The organism is Sphingopyxis sp. Geo48 (assembly GCF_949769155.1).
Lineage (GTDB): Bacteria > Pseudomonadota > Alphaproteobacteria > Sphingomonadales > Sphingomonadaceae > Sphingopyxis.
The window spans coordinates 322,974-341,018 of the sequence record NZ_CATKPA010000001.1 but is presented as its reverse complement, the minus strand read 5'-3'; the positions used below and the strand labels follow the sequence as shown (position 1 = coordinate 341,018).

21 protein-coding genes, 1 tRNA gene and 1 pseudogene are annotated in these 18,045 nt (G+C 66.4%); 7 read left to right on the top strand and 16 right to left on the bottom strand.

Annotated features, from left to right (window positions below):
* Position 1: 1 nt before the first annotated feature.
* The 4 genes from kynU to QOL79_RS01790 are packed head-to-tail and all read right to left on the bottom strand — an operon-like array spanning position 2 to position 3,255.
* Positions 2-1,237, bottom strand: a complete 1,236-nt coding sequence (gene kynU, locus QOL79_RS01805) for a kynureninase (protein ID WP_349306408.1) — start codon at positions 1,235-1,237, stop codon at positions 2-4.
* Positions 1,234-1,863, bottom strand: a complete 630-nt coding sequence (kynB, locus tag QOL79_RS01800; RefSeq protein WP_204993345.1) for an arylformamidase — start codon at positions 1,861-1,863, stop codon at positions 1,234-1,236. Before kynB ends, kynU begins: the two co-directional genes overlap by 4 nt.
* Positions 1,860-2,768 carry a tryptophan 2,3-dioxygenase gene (locus QOL79_RS01795; RefSeq protein WP_283418426.1) on the bottom strand — a complete coding sequence of 303 codons (909 nt, stop codon included), beginning with the start codon at positions 2,766-2,768 and terminating at the stop codon, positions 1,860-1,862. The genes kynB and QOL79_RS01795 overlap by 4 nt, the downstream gene beginning before the upstream one ends.
* A 19-nt stretch (positions 2,769-2,787) precedes the next feature.
* A complete protein-coding gene (locus QOL79_RS01790) occupies positions 2,788-3,255 on the bottom strand; it encodes an Lrp/AsnC family transcriptional regulator (RefSeq protein ID WP_058454667.1) in 468 nt (155 codons plus the stop codon).
* 204 nt (positions 3,256-3,459) lie between these two features.
* Here QOL79_RS01790 and phhA point away from each other — a divergent pair, with 204 nt between their 5' ends.
* On the top strand, positions 3,460-4,293 hold the full coding sequence (gene phhA / locus QOL79_RS01785) for a phenylalanine 4-monooxygenase (protein WP_282946501.1): 834 nt from the start codon (positions 3,460-3,462) through the stop codon (positions 4,291-4,293).
* A gap of 82 nt (positions 4,294-4,375) precedes the next feature.
* Here the strand turns inward: phhA and QOL79_RS01780 are convergent, their stop codons facing one another.
* From QOL79_RS01780 to QOL79_RS01770, 3 genes and pseudogenes are all read right to left on the bottom strand, one after another.
* The gene (locus QOL79_RS01780; RefSeq protein WP_156416441.1) at positions 4,376-4,552 is read right to left on the bottom strand and encodes a hypothetical protein; all 177 of its coding nucleotides are present in this window, start codon (positions 4,550-4,552) and stop codon (positions 4,376-4,378) included.
* Positions 4,553-4,797: 245 nt separating this feature from the next.
* Positions 4,798-4,974: pseudogene (locus QOL79_RS01775) on the bottom strand (MFS transporter); the annotation flags it as partial.
* Positions 4,975-5,110: 136 nt separating this feature from the next.
* Positions 5,111-5,872 carry an IclR family transcriptional regulator gene (locus QOL79_RS01770; RefSeq protein ID WP_282946498.1) on the bottom strand — a complete coding sequence of 254 codons (762 nt, stop codon included), beginning with the start codon at positions 5,870-5,872 and terminating at the stop codon, positions 5,111-5,113.
* A gap of 84 nt (positions 5,873-5,956) precedes the next feature.
* Between QOL79_RS01770 and QOL79_RS01765 the strand changes: the two genes are divergently transcribed.
* From QOL79_RS01765 to dmpG, 3 genes are read left to right on the top strand one after another with little or no spacing between them, the layout of a single operon-like run.
* Positions 5,957-6,742 (top strand): 2-keto-4-pentenoate hydratase, encoded by a 786-nt coding sequence (locus QOL79_RS01765; protein WP_282946495.1) that lies wholly within the window; start codon positions 5,957-5,959, stop codon positions 6,740-6,742.
* Positions 6,743-6,745: 3 nt separating this feature from the next.
* Positions 6,746-7,699, top strand: a complete 954-nt coding sequence (locus QOL79_RS01760; protein WP_283418425.1) for an acetaldehyde dehydrogenase (acetylating) — start codon at positions 6,746-6,748, stop codon at positions 7,697-7,699.
* The gene (gene dmpG / locus QOL79_RS01755; protein WP_283418424.1) at positions 7,696-8,730 is read left to right on the top strand and encodes a 4-hydroxy-2-oxovalerate aldolase; all 1,035 of its coding nucleotides are present in this window, start codon (positions 7,696-7,698) and stop codon (positions 8,728-8,730) included. Before QOL79_RS01760 ends, dmpG begins: the two co-directional genes overlap by 4 nt.
* Positions 8,731-8,824: 94 nt before the next feature.
* Here dmpG and QOL79_RS01750 read toward each other — a convergent pair.
* The 4 genes from QOL79_RS01750 to QOL79_RS01735 form a co-directional block, all read right to left on the bottom strand.
* Positions 8,825-8,901 (bottom strand) — tRNA-Arg (locus QOL79_RS01750).
* A 47-nt stretch (positions 8,902-8,948) separates the two neighbouring features.
* Positions 8,949-9,419, bottom strand: a complete 471-nt coding sequence (locus QOL79_RS01745; RefSeq protein ID WP_283418423.1) for a DUF1178 family protein — start codon at positions 9,417-9,419, stop codon at positions 8,949-8,951.
* A gap of 2 nt (positions 9,420-9,421) precedes the next feature.
* Positions 9,422-9,682, bottom strand: a complete 261-nt coding sequence (grxC, locus tag QOL79_RS01740) for a glutaredoxin 3 (RefSeq protein ID WP_058454674.1) — start codon at positions 9,680-9,682, stop codon at positions 9,422-9,424.
* A 12-nt stretch (positions 9,683-9,694) separates the two neighbouring features.
* Positions 9,695-10,504 carry a ComF family protein gene (locus QOL79_RS01735; protein ID WP_156416455.1) on the bottom strand — a complete coding sequence of 270 codons (810 nt, stop codon included), beginning with the start codon at positions 10,502-10,504 and terminating at the stop codon, positions 9,695-9,697.
* Between the two features lie 94 nt (positions 10,505-10,598).
* On the opposite strand from QOL79_RS01735, the gene QOL79_RS01730 reads away from it, so the two are divergent.
* Positions 10,599-11,447, top strand: a complete 849-nt coding sequence (locus QOL79_RS01730) for a class I SAM-dependent methyltransferase (RefSeq protein WP_283418421.1) — start codon at positions 10,599-10,601, stop codon at positions 11,445-11,447.
* Positions 11,448-11,460: 13 nt separating this feature from the next.
* On the opposite strand, the gene QOL79_RS01725 is transcribed toward QOL79_RS01730, so the two are convergent.
* Entirely contained in the window at positions 11,461-11,871 is a 411-nt protein-coding gene (locus QOL79_RS01725; protein ID WP_058454676.1) for a (deoxy)nucleoside triphosphate pyrophosphohydrolase, read from the bottom strand.
* 83 nt (positions 11,872-11,954) lie between these two features.
* Here QOL79_RS01725 and QOL79_RS01720 point away from each other — a divergent pair, with 83 nt between their 5' ends.
* Positions 11,955-12,125: a Flp family type IVb pilin gene (locus QOL79_RS01720; RefSeq protein WP_082657531.1), complete on the top strand. Its 171-nt coding sequence runs from the start codon at positions 11,955-11,957 to the stop codon at positions 12,123-12,125.
* Between the two features lie 149 nt (positions 12,126-12,274).
* On the top strand, positions 12,275-12,439 hold the full coding sequence (locus tag QOL79_RS01715; RefSeq protein ID WP_058454677.1) for a Flp family type IVb pilin: 165 nt from the start codon (positions 12,275-12,277) through the stop codon (positions 12,437-12,439).
* 83 nt (positions 12,440-12,522) lie between these two features.
* Here QOL79_RS01715 and QOL79_RS01710 read toward each other — a convergent pair whose 3' ends face one another.
* The 4 genes from QOL79_RS01710 to QOL79_RS01695 form a co-directional block, all read right to left on the bottom strand.
* Positions 12,523-14,016 carry a M48 family metalloprotease gene (locus tag QOL79_RS01710; protein ID WP_502957443.1) on the bottom strand — a complete coding sequence of 498 codons (1,494 nt, stop codon included), beginning with the start codon at positions 14,014-14,016 and terminating at the stop codon, positions 12,523-12,525.
* Between the two features lie 126 nt (positions 14,017-14,142).
* Positions 14,143-15,090 (bottom strand): acetyl-CoA carboxylase carboxyltransferase subunit alpha, encoded by a 948-nt coding sequence (locus tag QOL79_RS01705; protein ID WP_283418420.1) that lies wholly within the window; start codon positions 15,088-15,090, stop codon positions 14,143-14,145.
* Positions 15,091-15,099: 9 nt separating this feature from the next.
* On the bottom strand, positions 15,100-16,023 hold the full coding sequence (locus tag QOL79_RS01700) for a tyrosine recombinase (RefSeq protein ID WP_283418419.1): 924 nt from the start codon (positions 16,021-16,023) through the stop codon (positions 15,100-15,102).
* 48 nt (positions 16,024-16,071) lie between these two features.
* Positions 16,072-17,886 carry a hypothetical protein gene (locus tag QOL79_RS01695; protein ID WP_283418418.1) on the bottom strand — a complete coding sequence of 605 codons (1,815 nt, stop codon included), beginning with the start codon at positions 17,884-17,886 and terminating at the stop codon, positions 16,072-16,074.
* Between the last annotated feature and the right edge of the window lie 159 nt (positions 17,887-18,045).

Here is an 18,045-nt window from a genome sequence, read left to right as displayed (position 1 = left end):
CTCAGGTCACGGCCGCGCGGACGCGATATTCGGGCTTGTCCCACGCGCGCGTCACGCAGATGTCGCGCAGCCGCTCGACCGCCTCGACGACGTCGGCGTAGCGCAGGTAGAGCGGCGTCAGGCCGAATCGCAATATGTCGGGCGCGCGGAAATCGCCGATCACGTCGCGCTCCTTCAGCGCCTGCACCATCTCGTAACCATGGGGGTGTGCGTAGGAAATCTGGCTCCCCCGCAGCTCGGGATCGGCGGGGCTCGCAAGTTCGAAGCCGAACTCGCCGCAGCGCGCGGTCATCCGCTCGATGAAGAGCTGGCCGAGCCGGACCGACTTCTTGCGCAGCTCGCGCATGTCGGCGCGCGCCATCAGGTCGATGCCGCATTCGAGCGCGGTGAGCCCCAGCACCGGAGGCGTCCCGCAGAGGAAGCGCGTCACGCCCGCGGCGGCGCGATAATCCTCCTCGAAGGTGAAGGGGCTCGCATGACCGAACCAGCCCGACAGGACGGGCATCGCGTCATGGTGGCGCTCCGCCGCGAACAGGAAGGCTGGCGCGCCGGGGCCGCCGTTCAGAAATTTATAGCCGCAGCCGACCGCGAAGTCGGCGTTCGCACCGTTGAGATCGACCTCGATCGCGCCGGCGCTGTGGCTGAGATCCCAGACGACCAGCACGCCCTTTTCGTGCGCGCGGCGCGTCACCTCGGCCATGTCGCGGATCAGGCCGGACTTGTAGTGCACCTGCGTCAGCAGCAGCACCGCGACATCCTCGCCCAGCCGGCCCAGCACGTCGGCGGGATCGACCGTCACCGATTTCAGCCGCCCGCCGCTGAACGCCTCGATCCCCTGCATCATATAGACGTCGGTCGGGAAATTGGTCGTCTCCGACAGGATCACCGCGCGGTCGGGGCGGAGCGAGGCGGCCGCGGTCACCGCCTTGAAGATGTTCACCGAGGTCGAGTCCGCCACGATCACCTCGCCGGCCTTCGCGCCGAGCAGCGCCGCGATCTTGTTGCCGATCCGCTGCGGCGCGCCGACCCAGTCGGCGCCGAGCCACGAGGTGATCAGCCCCTCGCCCCATTCCTCGGTCACCGTCGCCGCGAGACGCGCTGCCGTCGCCTTGGGCAGCGCGCCGAGCGAATTGCCGTCGACATAGATCAGCCCGTCGCGCAGCCGGAACTCGTCGCGAAACGGCGCCAGCGGATCGCGCGCGTCGAGATCGGCGACTTCGGCGAGAATATCGTTCACTTTGCAAGCTCCCGCAGGATCGCCCGGACGGGGCTGGCATCGGCGGCCGCGATCTTCAGCGGCAGCGCGATCAGTTCATAGTCACCCGGCGGAACATCATCGAGTACGAGTCCCTCGAGGATGCGCATGTCGCCCGCGAGAATTTCGTGATGCGCGTCCATCGTCTTCGATGTTTCGGGATCGAGCGACGGCGCGTCGGTCCCGACCAGCCGTACCCCGCCCTCGCGCAGCCTTGCCACGACCTCGGGCGCGATCGCGGTGAAATCGCTGTCCCAGACGTCGGCGGGAAAGCGATCATAGGTCCGAAAGATCACGCGTTCGGCGCCCGCGACCGCGTCCCAGTCGACGTCGCCCATCTCGATCCGCGCCGCCGCATGGCGCACGTCGACGAGCACGCAGCGGCCGATGTACGGCGCAAGGTCGCAATCGGCGCTCGCGGCGCCATCGGGGGCATAATGCAAGGGCGCATCGGCATGGGTGCCGGCGTGGAGCGGCGCGTCGATCTCGCCGACGTTGACCGGGCAGCCGTCACCGATCTCGACGTTGCGCATCACGCGGACCGGCGGCTCGCCCGGCCAGACCGGCATGTCGGGTCGCACCACCTGCGAGATATCCCAGATCTTCACGAGGCATCTCCGTCGGCATAATTGCCGCCGGCCTTCGGCGCGACCATCCGCGTGCGCATCGCCCAGAGTTCGGGGAAAAAGCTGAGGTTCAGCGCCTTGACCAGATAATTGACCCCGGCCGATCCGCCGGTGCCCTGCTTTTGCCCGATCACGCGCGCTACGGTCTTCATGTGCTTGAAGCGCCATTCCTGGAAATAATATTCGAGCGCGGTGACCTTCTCGGCCAGCATGTAGAGATCCCAATATTGCTCGACGTCCGAATAGACGGCGAGCCAGGCATCCTCGATCGCCTCGGACGCCTCATAAGGGCGGCTCCAGTCGCGTTCGAGATGCGAGGCGGGAATCGCGAAGCCGCGCCGCGCAAGCAGTTTCAGCACCTCGTCATAGAAAGACGGCGCGTTCAGCACGGCGCTCAGCCGCGCATGGGTTTCGGCGTCGTCGGCGTGGACGAGGAGCAGATCCTCGCGCTTGTTGCCGAGCAGATATTCGAGCTCGCGATACTGGTGCGACTGAAACCCCGACGCTTTGCGCAGATAGCCGCGAAAGGTCAGGAAATCATGCGGGGTCAGCGTCGCCAGCACTTCCCAGCTATGGATCATGTGACGCTGGATCGTCGCAATGCGGTCGAGCGTCTTGCCCGCATGATCGAGGTCGTCGGCCTGGATCGCGGCGACCGCGATCCGCGCCTCGTGCAGCACCAGCTTCAGCCACAGCTCCATCGTCTGGTGCATGATGACGAACAGCATCTCGTCGGGCTTGTCGGTCACCGGAACCTGCGACGAGAGCAGCTTTTCGGTTTGCAGATGCCGGGCGTAGGACAATCCCTTGTCCCACTGGATCCTCTCGCCGTCGATCTCGGCCTCGAAGCTCTCGATCCCGTCCTCGACAAATCGCCTGATGCTCAAGCCGTCCTCCCCGCGCGCGTCACGCCCGCGCTCCTTCCGATGCCCATGGTGTCAGGGGCGCATGTTGTTTGATCGTCTTCAGGCAGACGGTCGTCGACAGCCGGTGGACGCCCGGCAGCTTCGACAGATCGTTGCGAAGCAGTTCGTCGAGATGTTCGACCGAACGCGCATAGATGCGCAGCAGATAGTCGCTATCGCCCGCGGTGGTGTGACATTCGATGATCGCCGGATGCGCGAGCGCCGCCGCCTCGAACGCCGCATGGCCGTCGAACTTGATCCGCACATCGGCATAGCATTGGACCGCGAGCCCGAGCGCCGCGGGGCTGATCCGCGCATGATAACCGCCGATCACGCCATCGGCCTCCAGATCGCGCACGCGCGACCAGCACGGCGATTTGGAAAGGCCGACGCGCTCGCTGAGGTCGGCGAACGACAAGCGTCCGTCGCCCTCGAGCTCGGTCAGGATTTTCCAGTCGATCTTGTCCATCTTCCCTGCTCCGGCTGCACACCGGCCAGTCCGCCCGCCACAGGAAAACAACCAACTTTCCTGCAAAAGGTCAGAACAGCCTTTGTTGTACTTCAAACTGGACAGAACATTGTTCTGAAATGCGCGCAAGATCAATGCGGGTTCGGGACAATGTTCGCCGCCTCGCGCGCTATCCTGCCAGCAGAAACGCAAGGGAGCCCGGCGATGGCCGCAACGCATGTTTTCGAAGCGCCGCCCGCGGGCGTCGCGGCCGACTGGACGATGCCGCAGAACTGGAGCCAGTTCAGCGCCGACGACCATCGCACCTGGGACCAACTCGTCGCGCGCCAGTCGCAGGCGCTGGGCGGTTTCGCCTCACAGGCCTTTCTCGACGGGCTCGACATATTGCACCTCGCGGGGCCCGGCATTCCCGACCTCGCCGATCTCAACCCGCGGCTCAAAGCGGCAACGGGGTGGGAGATCGTGCCGGTCCCCGGCGTGATCCCCAACGAACCCTTTTTCCGGCACCTCGCCGAACGTCGCTTCCCCGCCGCCAACTTCCTGCGCGGCGCGGATTCGCTCGACTACAGCGAGGAACCCGACATGTTCCACGACCTGTTCGGGCATTTGCCGATGCTCACCAACCCGGTCTTCGCCGACTTCCTCGTTGCCTATGGCACGGCGGGTCTGCGCGCCGAAACGCTGGGCGCCGCCGACTATCTCGGGCGGCTCTACCTCCACACCGTCGAATTCGGGCTGGTGCGCGAGGCGGGCGGCATTCGCGCCTATGGCGCCGGCCTCCTGTCGAGCATCGCCGAAACCGTCCATGCGGTCACGTCTCCCGACGCGCGGCGGCTGTCGTTCGACCTCGCGCGCGTGATGCGCAGCGACTATCTCTTCGACGAGTTCCAGCCGACCTATTTCGTGATCGAGAGTTTCGAGCATCTGCTGAAGGAAACCGAAGAGACCGATTTCACGCCGATCTATGCGCGGTTGAAAGCGCTTCCGCTGCTCGCGCCCGGCGAAACGGCCGAGGGCGACATTCCCTTCATCACCTGACCGCGATTCCCCCGCGCCAACGGAAAAGGCCGGCCCGCGCAAGGTGCGGACCGGCCTTTCGGACGGAACGGGATCGGCCGGTTTACTGGGCCTTCTTGTCGGTCTTCTTCGCGGCGTGCGTCGGGGCCTTCTTCACCGGGGCCTTGACCGCCTTGTGCGACTGCGCCGGCGTGGCTGCCGGGGTCGCGGCAAAGGCGGATCCGCTGATCATCGCCAGCGACAGGGCACCGGCAGCAACGAGCTTTGCATAGTTACGCATGATTGGACTCCTAAGACAGTTGATCCACCCTTTAGGGGGCGGTGTCAGGGGGAGCCGGTCCATTGCCAGGGTCAGGGGGATGGAGCGGACCGGCTCAACCCGACGCCCGAGGAATAGGCGTGGGCGCCTGCCCGTCCGATGACCGCCGGATTACGGATTCGTCATTTTGGCCGGCCGCAGAGACCGGAGGCGCCAACACCGACGGGGATGCCCTTCGGCGCGCACGCCTGCTTGGTCGATCGCGCTCAGCCTTCGATGTCCCGCTTGTAGGTTTCCGGCAGGAAGAAAATCCCGACGACTGCGGTGACTGCGGCGATCGTCACCGCATACCACAGCCCTCGGTAGATATTCCCCGTCGCCGCGACCATCGCAAAGCCGATCGTCGGCATGAAACCGCCGATCCAGTCATTGCCGATATGATAGCAGCGACAGCGCTTTCAATGTTCACTCACGCGCGCGTGAATAAAAGAACGGCAGCCTTTTCGGCCTCTTGATGGCGGCGCAGGGCAGAACCGCATCTACCGCCCGGTAGGTTGCGATGATCGGCCCCGACAACCGTCAGGCGAAAGCCGCAGCCCCGATCTCCCGCGCCGCCTGCTCGAGATAATGGACGGTCCGCTCGGTCGTCATGCGCCGTCCCGGCCGCTTCGGCCGGGTGGCAGAAATCGCGGCAAGCACGCGATCGTCAGCGGCGCTATGGATCGGCACCGCAACGCAGAAAATGCCATCGTGGATCTCGCCATCGTCGGTAGCGAAGCCATGCTGCCTGACGTGCCGAAGCGCCATTCGCAGCCTGTCGGGGTCGACGATCGTGTTCGGGGTGAGCGCGGGAAAGGGGCCAGCCGCCAGATAATCTTCCCGCTCCCCTTCCGGAAGATGCGCGAGGAGCACCTTCCCGATTCCCGAGCAATAGGCCTCGAGCTGCATTCCCACTTTGGTGAACAGGTCGCCGGCCCCCTGGCCGGTCTTGATCCGGTAGGTCACCATGTCGTTCTCGAACGTGCCGAGCTGGACGACGCAGCCAAGCCGGGAGGCAAGGCGATGCAGGACCGGGGCCGCCGCGCTGGCGATCAACTGCTTCTCGTCGACATGGCCCAGCATACGGGCGAGCCGCGCTCCGGCGGCATAATGGCCATTCGCGAGGCGGACGAGAAAGCCCTCGGCCACCAGCGTCGTTACCTGACGATGGACCGTCGCCACAGGCATGCCGAGATCGCGTGCCACGTCGGACAGGTTGCGCGTTCTGCCCCCGGAAATCATGGCCTCCAGGGTCAAGAGCGCCCGGGTGAGCGAAGCAATCTGCGGCGTCCCATTTCTCATATGGTAAGAACATATCCGGCCCGGCGGCTGGTGCCAAGGGGCGTATCGCGCTAGCATCGCGCAGACAGGAAGAGGATATCGCCGATGACCAGACCGACCCGGGACGAACTCGCGCTGCGGCTGCGCGACGCTTATCGATCGGGCGCGGTGCCGCCGATGCGCGACGGACTCGATCCCGTCGACGCCGAGGGCGCCTATGCGGTGCAGACGATCAACACGCGCCTCTGGGAAAGCGAAGGACGCCGGATCGTCGGCCGCAAGGCCGGACTGACCGCCAGGGCGGTCCAGATCCAGCTTGGCGTCGACCAGCCCGATTTCGGGGTATTGTTCGACGACATGCAGATTGCGGACGGCGGCAATCTGGATCCGGCGCGCACGCTTCAGCCGAAGGCCGAGGCAGAGATCGCCTTCATCCTCGCCGACGATCTGCCCGACCCCGCCACCACGCCCGAACAGGTTGCCGCCGCGGTCGCCAGCGTTCATGCCGCGATCGAGATCGTCGACAGCCGCATCGCCGACTGGAAAATCAGCTTTGCCGACACCGTGGCCGACAATGGTTCGTCCGCCTTCTTCGTCCTGGCGGATACCGGCCGGTCGCTCGACGGTCTCGATCTCGAGCGCGCGCCGATGGAGATGCGGATCGACGACGCGGTCGTTTCGACCGGGATCGGCGCTGCGGCGCTCGGCAATCCGCTCAATGCCGCCGCGTGGCTCGCGCAGACGCTCGCGGCGCGCGGCGAACCGCTCAAGGCGGGCGACATCCTGCTGGCGGGCGCGCTCGGCCCGATGGTGGCGCTGACGCCGGGCGACCGGGTTCACGCCTCCGTCGGCGGGATCGGCGCGTGCAGCTTTTCCTACAAGGGACACTGAACGATGGGCAAAACCAAGGTCGCGATCATCGGTTCGGGCAACATCGGCACCGACCTGATGATCAAGGTTCTGCGCCTTTCGAACGCGCTCGAAATGGCCGCGATGGTGGGAATCGACGCAGCATCGGACGGACTGGCGCGCGCGCAGCGGCTCGGCGTCCCGACCACCGCCGAAGGGATCGACGGGCTGGTCGCGATGCCCGAATTCGCCGATATCGAGATCGTCTTCGATGCGACGTCCGCCGGGGCCCATCACCGTCATGACGCGATATTGCGCAGCCATGGCAAGCGCGTAATCGACCTGACCCCCGCCGCGATCGGTCCCTACACGATCCCACCGGTCAACGGCGGCGCCCATCTGGACGCCCCGAACGTCAATATGGTGACGTGCGGCGGTCAGGCGACGATCCCGATGGTCTATGCCGTCAACCGCGTCGCCAGAGTCCACTATGGCGAAATCGTCGCATCTATCGCGTCGAAAAGTGCCGGCCCCGGCACGCGCGCCAATATCGACGAATTCACCGAGACGACCAGCCGTGCGATCGTCGAGGTCGGCGGCGCCGCGAACGGCAAGGCGATCATCGTCCTCAATCCCGCCGAGCCGCCGCTGATCATGCGCGACACCGTCTATTGCCTTTGCGACGACGCCGACCAGGACGCCATCCGGCAGAGCGTGCTCGACATGGTCGAGGAGGTCAAAACCTATGTCCCCGGATACCGTCTCAAGCAGGCGCTGCAGTTCGAGCACATCGGATCGAACAAGCCGCTGCACATCCCCGGCCTGACGGCGGGAGATCGTTCGGACTTCACCGGGCTAAAAGTCAGCATCTTCCTCGAAGTGGAGGGCGCCGCGCACTATCTGCCGGCCTATGCGGGAAATCTCGATATCATGACGTCTGCCGCCCTTCGCACCGCCGAACGCATGGCCGCAACCCTGCATGTGGGGGCACCGGCATGACCCTCGATCCGACGCAGACCAAACTCTATATCCAGGACGTGACGCTGCGCGACGGGATGCACGCGGTTCGTCACCAATATGGCCTCGACCATGTGAAGGCGATTGCGAAGGCTCTCGACCGCGCCAAAGTCGACGCGATCGAGATTGCCCACGGCGACGGGCTCAGCGGATCGTCCTTCAACTATGGCTTTGGCGCCCATACGGACTGGGACTGGATCGGCGCGGTCGCCGAGGTGCTGGAGCATAGCGTGCTCACGACCTTGCTGCTGCCCGGCATCGGCACCGTCCACGACCTCGAACATGCCTATGACATGGGCGTGCGCTCGGTCCGGATCGCGACCCATTGCACCGAGGCCGATGTATCAAAGCAGCATATCGAGGCGGCGCGGACGCTCGGCATGGACGTGTCGGGCTTTCTCATGATGGCCCACATGTCGGATCCCGGGGCGCTCGCGGGCCAGGCAAAGCTGATGGAGGACTATGGCGCGCACTGCGTCTATGTCACCGACAGCGGCGGCGCGATGAACATGGACCAATATGCGGCGCGGCTGCAGGCGTATGACCGCGTGCTCAAACCCGAAACCCAGCGCGGCGTCCACGCGCACCACAATCTCTCGCTCGGCGTCGCCAACAGCCTCGTCGCGGTGCAGAATGGCGCGATCCGCGTCGACGCGTCGCTCGCGGGCATGGGCGCCGGCGCGGGCAACGCGCCGCTCGAAGTCTTCATCGCCGCCGCCGACCGTTATGGCTGGCAGCATGGCTGCGATCTCTACGCGCTGATGGACGCCGCCGAAGAATTGGTGCGCCCGCTGCAGGACCGGCCGGTTCGCGTCGACCGCGAAACGCTGACCCTCGGCTATGCCGGCGTCTATTCCAGCTTCCTTCGCCACGCCGAAAAGGCCAGCGCCGAATATGGCATCGACACGCGTTCGATCCTGGTCGAACTCGGTCGCCGCAAGATGGTCGGTGGACAGGAGGACATGATCGTCGATGTCGCACTCGACATGCTGGCGAACGCGAGGGCCGGCTGATCGCGTCGCCTTTGGCGGCGACGCCCCCCGGACGAACGAGTGTCGCCAATGCTGTCCGGCTCGCGGCAAACCGGTGCGAACTGCGAACGGAGGATGGTGCGCCCGACAGGATTCGAACCTGTGGCCCCCAGATTAGGAATCTGATGCTCTATCCTGCTGAGCTACGGGCGCGCCGGGGTCCGTCTAGCGGTGTCGGGCGGCCAGCGTCAATCGGCGGATCAATTTGCCGCTTCGGGCGGAACGAAGGGGACAAGCAGCGGTATTGCCGCGATACCGTCGTCGCGAAGCGCCTGCGCCTCTTCGGGAGAGGCTTGGCCGTGGATCAGATCCTCGGCCGCGCGGCCTTCGTGCATCGCGCGCGCGGCGTCGGCGAACTCGCGGCCGACCCAGCGCGACCGGGGCAGCATCTCGGCCTGTTTCGCGGCAAGGTCGGCCAGCAGCTTGCGGACGATTTCCGGTCCGGGGCCGCTGTCGTCGGCAACCGGAGCCGGCGCCGGCGCGCCGCTCGTCATCTGGTTCGACTTCGCACCGACGCGCGGCGCCATCACCGCCTTGCGGACATCGGCGTCGCCGCAGACCGGGCACGCGATCAGGCCGCGTCGCTGCTGGTCGGCAAAGCTCTCGCTGCTCGCAAACCACGCCTCGAAGCGGTGATCGCCCGCGGAACAGCAAAGGTCGAAGACGATCATTCTCACCCCGTGCCGAGCAGCGCGTCGAGCTCGCCCTTCGCTTCCAGCTCGGCGAGATCGTCGCTGCCGCCGATATGCTTTCCATCGATGAAGATTTGCGGGACGGTGCGGCGTCCGTGCGCGCGATCGACCATCGCGTCGAAGCCGGCGCGATCCATCGTCACGTCGATTTCCTGAAAACCGGCCCCCTTGCGATCGAGCAGCGACTTCGCGCGCGAGCAGAATCCACAAAAGGCCTTCGTATAGATTTCGATCTTTGCCATGCGGCTATCCTGTCATCTCTTTACCACCATATCGGAATCAACGTCCGCAAAGTCAAATATGTTGCCCGTCGTCAGCGCATCGGGAACGACCCGCGCCCAGGTCAGCGCCGAAACCTGCGCCGCGCCGCCGCGGTGGAGCACCTTCGCCGCCGACCGGAGCGTCGCGCCGCTGGCATGGACATCGTCGATCAGGACAAGATGGCGCCTCGCGACACGCGCCCTGGCATCGGCGGCCAAGCCGAACGCTCCGGCAACGATCTTCTCGCGCTCGCGCCGCCCCTTGCCGCGCAGCGCGGCCGTCGACTTTTTGCGCAGCAGCAAATGGTGATCGCGCGGCACGCCGGTCTGCCGCGCCAGCGCGTCGGCGATCATCGCCGCCTGGTTGAAGCCGCGCGACCAGAGCCGCCAGCGGTGCAGGGGCACGGGGATCAGCAGCATGTCGGCGGGATCGCCGAGCGCGAGCAGCTTGCGCGTCATCAGCCCTGCCATCAGCCGCGCATGGCCGGTGCGCCGGCCATATTTGAGCCTGAGCGCCACGGTGCGCGCGACGGGACCATAGGCAACGGCCGCGGGCGCGCCCGAAAAGGAAGGCGGATCGGCCATGCACGCGCCGCATTCGACACCCGTACCAGCCACCGCGGTCGGCAAGGGGATCGAACAGCGCGCGCATGCGGCGCCGTCGAGAAAATCGAGCGAGGACCAGCAGCCAAGGCAGAACTGCCGGTCGCCGTCGACGATCGTCCCGCACCCTGGACACCGCGGCGGTAGCGCATAGTCGACGACCGCTCGCCCGACCCTCCGCAACAGCCGCAACGGGGCGATGCCTTGTCCGGCTCGCCCGTCGATACCTGCGTCCCCCGAAGCCGCGTCCATGACGGACTTGTGCCGCATCGCGCGGGACGGCACAAGCGCGCCCATGTCGACCCCCACGATGCTCTTTTCCCCCGCCCGCCACGCAGCCCAGCGCGACCGCATGGGACGATTGCCCGCGGATGCGAATTTCCTGGCCCCGATCATCGCCGATACGCTGCTCGACCGACTGGCGATGGTTACCCGCGAATTTGAACGCGTGCTGCTCATCGGCGCGCATGACGCGGCGCTCACCGGCGCCTTACGGGTGCGAGGCGGCAACCTCACCATCGTTGAAGCCGGGCCAAAACTCGCCGCTGCATCGGGCGCGATCGTCAGCGAGGCCGACGCGATCGACCTGCCGCTCGCCAGTTTCGACCTGATCGTCTGGCCCGGCGGGCTCGACGCGGTGAACGATGTTCCCGGCGCACTCGTCCGGCTGCGCGCCCTGCTTGCTCCCGACGGGCTCCTCCTCGGCGCCTTCGTCGGCGACGGCAGCCTGCCGCGCCAGCGCCGCGCGGTGATGAGCGACGGCGTGCGGCCGGTCGCGCGGCTGCATCCCCAAATCGACCTCGCCGCGATGGGCAATTTGCTCCAGCGCACCGGTTTCACCCTGCCCGTGGTCGATGTCGACGCGCTGACCGTCCGCTACGGCAACTGGTTCGCGCTCGTCCGCGATCTGCGCGCGGCGGGCCTGTCGAGCCGGCTGACCCCCGCACCCGCGCCGCTGACGCGCGAGGAAGCGGCGCGCATCGCCGCCGCCTTTGCTGCGCAGGCCGATACCGACGGGCGTGTGGCCGAAAGTTTTCGCATCATCCACTTCAGCGGCTGGGCTCCGCACCCGGACCAGCCGAAGCCCGCGCGGCGCGGCAGCGCTGCAGCTTCGCTCGCCGATGCACTGAAATCCAAGGACTAGGCCGGACGGCCGGTCACACCAGCGCCTCGAGCAGGCCGATCAGCGGCTTGTCGGCGGGCGGCATCGCGAGCCCGTGAAGCTCGACCGGCCGCACCCAGCGCAGCGCACTCGCATGCTGCGCCACCGGCGTGCCGCGCCACTTACGGCAGACAAAGAGCAAGAGCAGCAGATGCCGGTCGTCGATCCGGTCGCTCGCAAAACAGGCGGGGGCGAGGCACGCCTCCTCGACGTCGATCGCCAGTTCCTCGGCCAGCTCGCGGATCAGCGCCTGTTCCGGCGTCTCGCCGGGCTCCAGCTTTCCGCCCGGGAATTCCCACAGCCCGGCCATGGCCCCGCCTTCGGGGCGTTGCTGGACGAGCAGCCGACCGTCGCGATCGACCAATGCGGCCGCCACTACGAACAGGCCCGGCATTGCCGATTTCATCGGATCGGACACGGACAATTTCTTAACCTTCCTGTGCGACGCTCGCCATCCTCGGGAACTATAACTTCAGTAGGGGCGGAACAATGAACAAGTTTCAGGGGCTGCTGCGGTCGACCAGGGCCGCCACAGCCGTCGAATATGGGCTTCTCTTGGCCCTGATATTCCTTGCCGCGCTCGGCGCGATGGGAGCGGTCGGAACCTCGACCATCAATATGTGGAATGACGTGTCCTCGTCTGCGGGTGCGGTGCTTTAAAGCCCTCACGTTGTTCGAATTCGGGACTCGATCAAGGCGTTTTACAGCGTTCCGGCATTAAGATTTTCAAAACCTATTTCACCTAAACCCGTCGATGTTGACCCAGACCAGACCGTCAACAGGGTAAGTGAAGCATCAGGAGACCAGTCATGAAGTTCATCAAGAAATTCGTCCGCGACACCAAGGCCGCGACCGCTATCGAATATGGCCTGATCGCCGCTCTGATCGCCGTCGCCGGCATCGCCGCGATGGGTGCCGTCGGTAACGGCGTGAAGCAGACCTTCAACGACGTCAGCAAAAACCTGGGCCAGTAATCCCGGTTTTCGTCGTCGGCCTTGCCGGCGGACCGAAAAAGGAAAGGGGCGGTGGTTTCCACCGCCCCTTTTTCGCGGCCGCCTTATCGATTCGCGTAAACGACGATCTTGACCTTCCGCCCCGGCGTCAGCCGGCTCGTCGCGGTCAGGCGGTTGAGCACCTGGAAGCGTTCGGTCTGCAGGTCGGTATAGGCCATGCGCCGCGCCAGCGTCGCCACCGTGTCGCCGCGCCCGACCGTCACGACATCGACCCGCCGCGGCCGGATCGCCGCCGCCTCGCTCGCGGTCAGCCGCCGTACGCTCTGGAACATCGGGTTGAACACGCCCGCCCCGCCCGCCTGCGTCAGCGCGACGAAGTGGAACGCGCTGGTCCGCGAAAATTCATAGGCGAAGACGGTGACGTCGACCTGCCCCGACTGGGTATTGGCACGCGCGACCGAATAATAGGCCGGGATGCCGTTCACCGTCGTGCGCTGGATGGAACCCGGCGACAGGTTCGCATTCCCACCTATCTCCTTGAAAATCGATGCGATATAGGCGTTCATATCGCCATTATAGGCGGCGGTCGAGAATTGCGCCTGCCCGCCATTGCCGCTGACGAGCACCGCGCTCGTCCCGTTCTGCATGCCATAGCCGTTCGGCACGGTGAACTTCAGCCGCAGGTCCGGGTGCAGAAAGTCGCGGCCCTCGACGACGCCCTGCGCGGGGTCGTCGCCATAGAGCACGCCATCGACCGAGGCGAGGAAGGCGTCGGCGTTGCGCACGCCACCCGTGCCGACCTTGGATGCGAGGCTCTGCGCATTGCGGACGCGCGACGCCGGGTCGGGGTGGGTGCTCGCCCATTCGGGGATCGAGCGCGCGTCGCCGCCCGATAGCCGCGCCTCGAGACTGGTCTGGTTGGCAAGGCTCGCGAGCATCGTCGACAGCGCAAGCGGATCATAGCCCGCCTTCTTCAGATACTGCACGCCGAGCTGGTCGGCCTCCAATTCCTGACTGCGCGAGAATCCGAGCGTTGCAAGCTGTGCGACCTTCATCGCATTGTTCTGGAGCAGGCCGCCGAGTCCGCCGAGCAGCCCGCCATTGTCGCCGATCGCGCCGCCAAGCACCGCGCCGAGCACCCCAAGGATCGTGTTGCGCGTCGCCGCCGACTGGCGCTTCTTGCTGTGCTGCGCCGCGACATGCCCGACCTCGTGGCCCAGCACGCCCGCGAGTTCGGCCTCGTCGTTCATCAGCGCCATCAACTGGCGCGTCACATAGACATAGCCGCCCGGGATCGCGAAGGCGTTGTTCACCGGCGAGTTGAGCAGGGTCACGGTGAAATCGCTCGGGCTCCGCGAAAGGCCCGACTGGACGGCGATATTCTGGCCGATGCGGTTCACATAGGCGGCCTGCGGCCCGGCATAGGCGCCGCCGAATTCCTGCAAGAGCTGCGGATGCGCCTCGTCGCCCTGCTTGCGCTCGGCCGGCGTGATCGCGGTCTGCGTCCGGATCGCCTTGAGCTGCGCGTCCGCCACACCCGTCAGCGCGACGCTGGCCGCGAGCATGATCCCCAGCCTGCTTGCCGTCTTTCGCTTCATCGATCGCCTCCCACTTATGCGCCCGTCGGGGATAAACCCGAAACAGGACAAGGCAAGCCGTCTGGTGGACGACTGGCCGGACTAAGTGGAATTTCAACGCGATGACGTCGCTTCAGGTTCCGGCGACTATGCTCGCCCCATGGCGAGAAACTTTTCCTCGCGTTCGTTGAGCAGCGCTTCGGATGGCAACTTCGCCAGCGCGTCCAGTTCCTGCGCAATCGCATCGCCGAGCGCCTTGATAGCGAGTTCGGGGGCGCGATGCGCGCCGCCAACCGGCTCCGGAACGATGCGATCGATGATCTTCAGGCCAAGAAGATCCTGCGCCGACATCTTCATCGCTGTCGCGGCATCGGCCGCCTTGTCGGAGGTGCGCCACAGGATCGACGCGCATCCTTCGGGCGAGATCACCGAATAGACGGCATGTTCGAACATCAGCACGCGGTTCGCCGCGGCCAGCGCGATTGCGCCGCCCGAGCCGCCCTCGCCGACGATCGTCGCGACCATCGGCACGCCGAGCGCGAGACATTGCTCGGTCGAGCGCGCGATTGCCTCGGCCTGCCCGCGCTCCTCGGCCTGGATGCCGGGAAAGGCGCCCGAGGTGTCGACCAGTGTCACCACCGGCAGCCCGAACCGGTCGGCGAGTTGCATCAGGCGGATCGCCTTGCGATAGCCCTCGGGCTTCGCCATCCCGAAATTATGCTTCATGCGCGACGGAATATCGTCGCCCTTTTCATGGCCGATCACCATCACGCGGCGGCCGCGAAAGCGCGCGAGGCCGCCCAGGATCGCCTGATCGTCGCCGAAATTGCGGTCGCCCGCCAGCGGCATCCAGTCGTCGAACAGCCCCGCGACATAATGTTTGAAATGCGGGCGGTCAGGATGGCGCGCGACCTGCGTCTTTTGCCAGGGGGTCAATTTGCCATAGATATCGCGCAGCAATTTCGAGGACTTATCCTCAAGCCGGGCAATGTCGCCCTCGATATTGAGCGAGGGGTCTTCACCCATTTCGCGCAGTTCGGCGATCTGCCGATCCAGCGCCGCGACCGGTTTTTCAAAGTCCAGAAAGGCTGTCATGCGCAGTCGCTAGGACGATGATGCCGCAACGTCAACGGTCGCGGCGCCAAGCTCCATTTGCGCGAGCGGGTGACGCCTGTTCACCAGCTCGACGAGGCGGCGGCTATCGACATGCGTGTAAATCTCGGTCGTCGCGATATCGGCATGGCCGAGCATCAGTTGCAGCGCGCGCAGATCGGCTCCGCCTTCGAGCAGATGCGTCGCAAAGGCGTGGCGCAGGACGTGCGGGCTGATCGCGGCGGGATCGATCCCCGCGCGCCCCGCCAGCTCGCGCAGCATCTGGAACAGCCGCACGCGCGAAAGATGCGCCTTGCCCGACGGAAAGAGCCATGGCGACCCGTCGGCAAGCAGCGGCAGCCAGCGGTCGAGCACTGCGCGCGCGCGGTCCGAGAGGGGCACCAGCCGTTCCTTGTCGCCCTTGCCCCGGATAATCAGAAATTCGCGTCCGCCCGTGACCGCGCGGCGCGGCAAGGACACGAGTTCGCTCGCACGCAGACCCGAACCGTAAAGCAGTTCGAGCAGCAGCAGCAGCCGCACCGCATTCGCGGGCGGAGCCTTGCCTGCCGCCGCCTCCCCGGCCTGCGCGAACAGGCGTTCGACGTCGTCATGGGTCAGGATGCGCGGCAACGGTCGCCGCGTGGCCGGGCGCGCAATGTCGAGCGCGGGATTGTCGCCACGCTCGCCCTCGTCGAGCAGGAAGGCATAGAATTGCCGCAGCGCGGACAGCTTGCGCGCCGCGCTGCTCGCCGCAAGCGAGCGATATTCGGCCATCAAGGCCCGCAAATCGTCGGCGCCCGCCCGTTCCAGCGATCCGCACACCAGTTCGCCCGCGTGGACGAGATCGCGGCGATAGGCCGCCAGCGTGTTGCGCGATGCGCCGCGCTCGGCGGCCATCATTTCCAGAAAGCGGTCGATCAGCGGCCCGTCAGACATCGTCCGACAAATCCCGCCCGTCAGACATAGTCTGACAAATCTCGAACGTCAGACACGCACCAGCGCCTCGGCAGCGATCATCCGCGCTTCGGCATCGAGCCCGACCTCGCGCAGCGCGCGGACGATGTAATAGAGATGATAGGGCGGGATCTTCGACCATTCGCCCTGCATCCCCGCGGCCGCGATCAGCGCGACCATCCCCGGCTCGCGCCGCTCGGCCGCTGCCATGATCGCCCGCGACCAGCGCGTCTGTTTGCCGAGATTGAGGTCGAGATCGCCCGCCGCCGATGCGGCCTGCTCCGAACTGAGTCGGCCAAGCCCCGCGAGCCCGGCGACGAGGAATTTTGAGCGCAGATAATCGGTGCTGTCGTCGTTGCCCGCGAAGCTGCTGACGCTGCCGGCGCTAACGCCCGCCAGCGGCCGCGGCGAGCCCACCGCCATCACGCCCCACGCGCGGCTTCCCGCATTGAGCTGCGACGCCCAGTCCATCGCGTTGCGATCGTAGCCGCCGGCGAACATCGAGCCCAGAAGCTGCCACGGATCATCGCCAACCTTGGTCGAAGTCGGCAGTCCCGCCGCGGCGCGCGCCGTTGCGACCAGCGCGGCATAGCTTTGCACCGGATTGTCTCCCGCGCCCCACAATGCCTGCATCGCCGTATAGCGATCGGCGCCGCTCGCCGCGCCGAAGGCATTGCGCAGTTCGTCGATCTGGGCGGCGAGCGCCTCGGGCGGTTCTTCCTCTCCCGATGCGGCGCTGAGCAGCGACACATAGGCCTCGCTCGACAGCACGCCGCGCGCCGCTGCATCGGGCGCCGCGGCGACGCGATCGGCCATCTCGGTCATCGGCGCAAGCACGGTCCACCCTCGCATATAGGCGGGTTCGGTGCTGCGCAGTTCGGCGGGAATGGCAATCGCGGTCGCCGTCGCCATGCCGAAGCGCCAGCTCGTCAGCGTATCGACCTTGTCCCATTCGATCGTGGTCGAGCGGCGCCCGGCGCCGGTCGCGCCAAGCACCCGCTCGGTCAGCAGGATGTCGAAATTGTTGATGCGGCCGCTCGACCGGACGCGGCCGATCGCCCAGCCTGCGGGGCCGGCATCGCCCGACAGCCCCGAACAGATCGCCGAGGCCAGCCGCCACGATTGTTCCTCGCCATGCGCGAGGCCCGCCGGGACATAGGGACAGAGCCCCGCAGGATCGGCGGTGGCAAGGAAAGTCTGCAGCGCGACCTGCAGCATCCGCGGGCTCGCGCGGTCATAGTCGACCGATTGTACGATCCAGCGAGCCGCGGTCGATTCGCCCATCCTGAGGAGCAGGCCCGCGCGATCGGCGGCGAGGTCGGCGCCATGGATCGTCTGGGGCGTATCGATCGCCGAAGACAGCGCACGGCGCAGCAGGATCTGGCCCCAGCGCGAGGCAAGCGCGCCGTTGGTCTTGCGCATGATCGCAGCAGCATATTGGCCGCGCACCCCGAAAGCATCGGGGGCGAGCCCGCCGGTCTCGGGCGTCAGCGGCCCGATCCGCGTCAGCAGGCGGCGCGCGCCCGGTGGCAGGTCATATTTGAGGCCACCCGCGGTCTCCTCCTCACCCTCGTCAGCGTCCTCGCCTTCCTCATCACTGGCCGCGCTCGTTGTCGGCACGACCGATGGCGGCGTCACGCCCGGCGAAGAGGATGATGACGAGGGCGACGGCGTCGTCGCAGAGGTCGGTGACGGTGCCGGCGACGATTTGGGCGCCGGCGTTTCGGCGGGGTTGCCGAAGCCTTCGGGCAACAGCGATTCCTGTGCGAGCGCGGGCAGCACCAGCGCCGCGGCGATCGCGGTGCCCGACAGGCCCAGCGTCAAGGTCAGCCATTTCCTCGTCATCGTTCGTCTCTGGGTCCGTCCCTGGTAGCCGCGGTTTCGGCAATCTTGTCGGTCACATCCACCTCAATCGTCCGGGGCTCGACCGGTCGGCCCAGATAGAAGAGCAGCAGCAGGAAAGCCAGCAGCGCGAGCAGCAGCCAGCCGAGCCGCCGCCTCCAT

Bases quoted from the DNA above. Each gene is read 5' to 3' on its own strand.
- QOL79_RS01790 (WP_058454667.1), bottom strand. From the start codon at position 3,255: ATGGACAAGATCGACTGGAAAATCCTGACCGAGCTCGAGGGCGACGGA.
- phhA (WP_282946501.1), top strand. From the start codon at position 3,460: ATGGCCGCAACGCATGTTTTCGAAGCGCCGCCCGCGGGCGTCGCGGCC.
- QOL79_RS01780 (WP_156416441.1), bottom strand. From the start codon at position 4,552: ATGCGTAACTATGCAAAGCTCGTTGCTGCCGGTGCCCTGTCGCTGGCG.
- QOL79_RS01770 (WP_282946498.1), bottom strand. From the start codon at position 5,872: ATGAGAAATGGGACGCCGCAGATTGCTTCGCTCACCCGGGCGCTCTTG.
- QOL79_RS01765 (WP_282946495.1), top strand. From the start codon at position 5,957: ATGACCAGACCGACCCGGGACGAACTCGCGCTGCGGCTGCGCGACGCT.
- QOL79_RS01760 (WP_283418425.1), top strand. From the start codon at position 6,746: ATGGGCAAAACCAAGGTCGCGATCATCGGTTCGGGCAACATCGGCACC.
- dmpG (WP_283418424.1), top strand. From the start codon at position 7,696: ATGACCCTCGATCCGACGCAGACCAAACTCTATATCCAGGACGTGACG.
- QOL79_RS01745 (WP_283418423.1), bottom strand. From the start codon at position 9,419: ATGATCGTCTTCGACCTTTGCTGTTCCGCGGGCGATCACCGCTTCGAG.
- grxC (WP_058454674.1), bottom strand. From the start codon at position 9,682: ATGGCAAAGATCGAAATCTATACGAAGGCCTTTTGTGGATTCTGCTCG.
- QOL79_RS01730 (WP_283418421.1), top strand. From the start codon at position 10,599: ATGTCGACCCCCACGATGCTCTTTTCCCCCGCCCGCCACGCAGCCCAG.
- QOL79_RS01725 (WP_058454676.1), bottom strand. From the start codon at position 11,871: ATGAAATCGGCAATGCCGGGCCTGTTCGTAGTGGCGGCCGCATTGGTC.
- QOL79_RS01720 (WP_082657531.1), top strand. From the start codon at position 11,955: ATGAACAAGTTTCAGGGGCTGCTGCGGTCGACCAGGGCCGCCACAGCC.
- QOL79_RS01715 (WP_058454677.1), top strand. From the start codon at position 12,275: ATGAAGTTCATCAAGAAATTCGTCCGCGACACCAAGGCCGCGACCGCT.
- QOL79_RS01710 (WP_502957443.1), bottom strand. From the start codon at position 14,016: ATGAAGCGAAAGACGGCAAGCAGGCTGGGGATCATGCTCGCGGCCAGC.
- QOL79_RS01705 (WP_283418420.1), bottom strand. From the start codon at position 15,090: ATGACAGCCTTTCTGGACTTTGAAAAACCGGTCGCGGCGCTGGATCGG.
- QOL79_RS01700 (WP_283418419.1), bottom strand. From the start codon at position 16,023: ATGTCTGACGGGCCGCTGATCGACCGCTTTCTGGAAATGATGGCCGCC.
- QOL79_RS01695 (WP_283418418.1), bottom strand. From the start codon at position 17,886: ATGACGAGGAAATGGCTGACCTTGACGCTGGGCCTGTCGGGCACCGCG.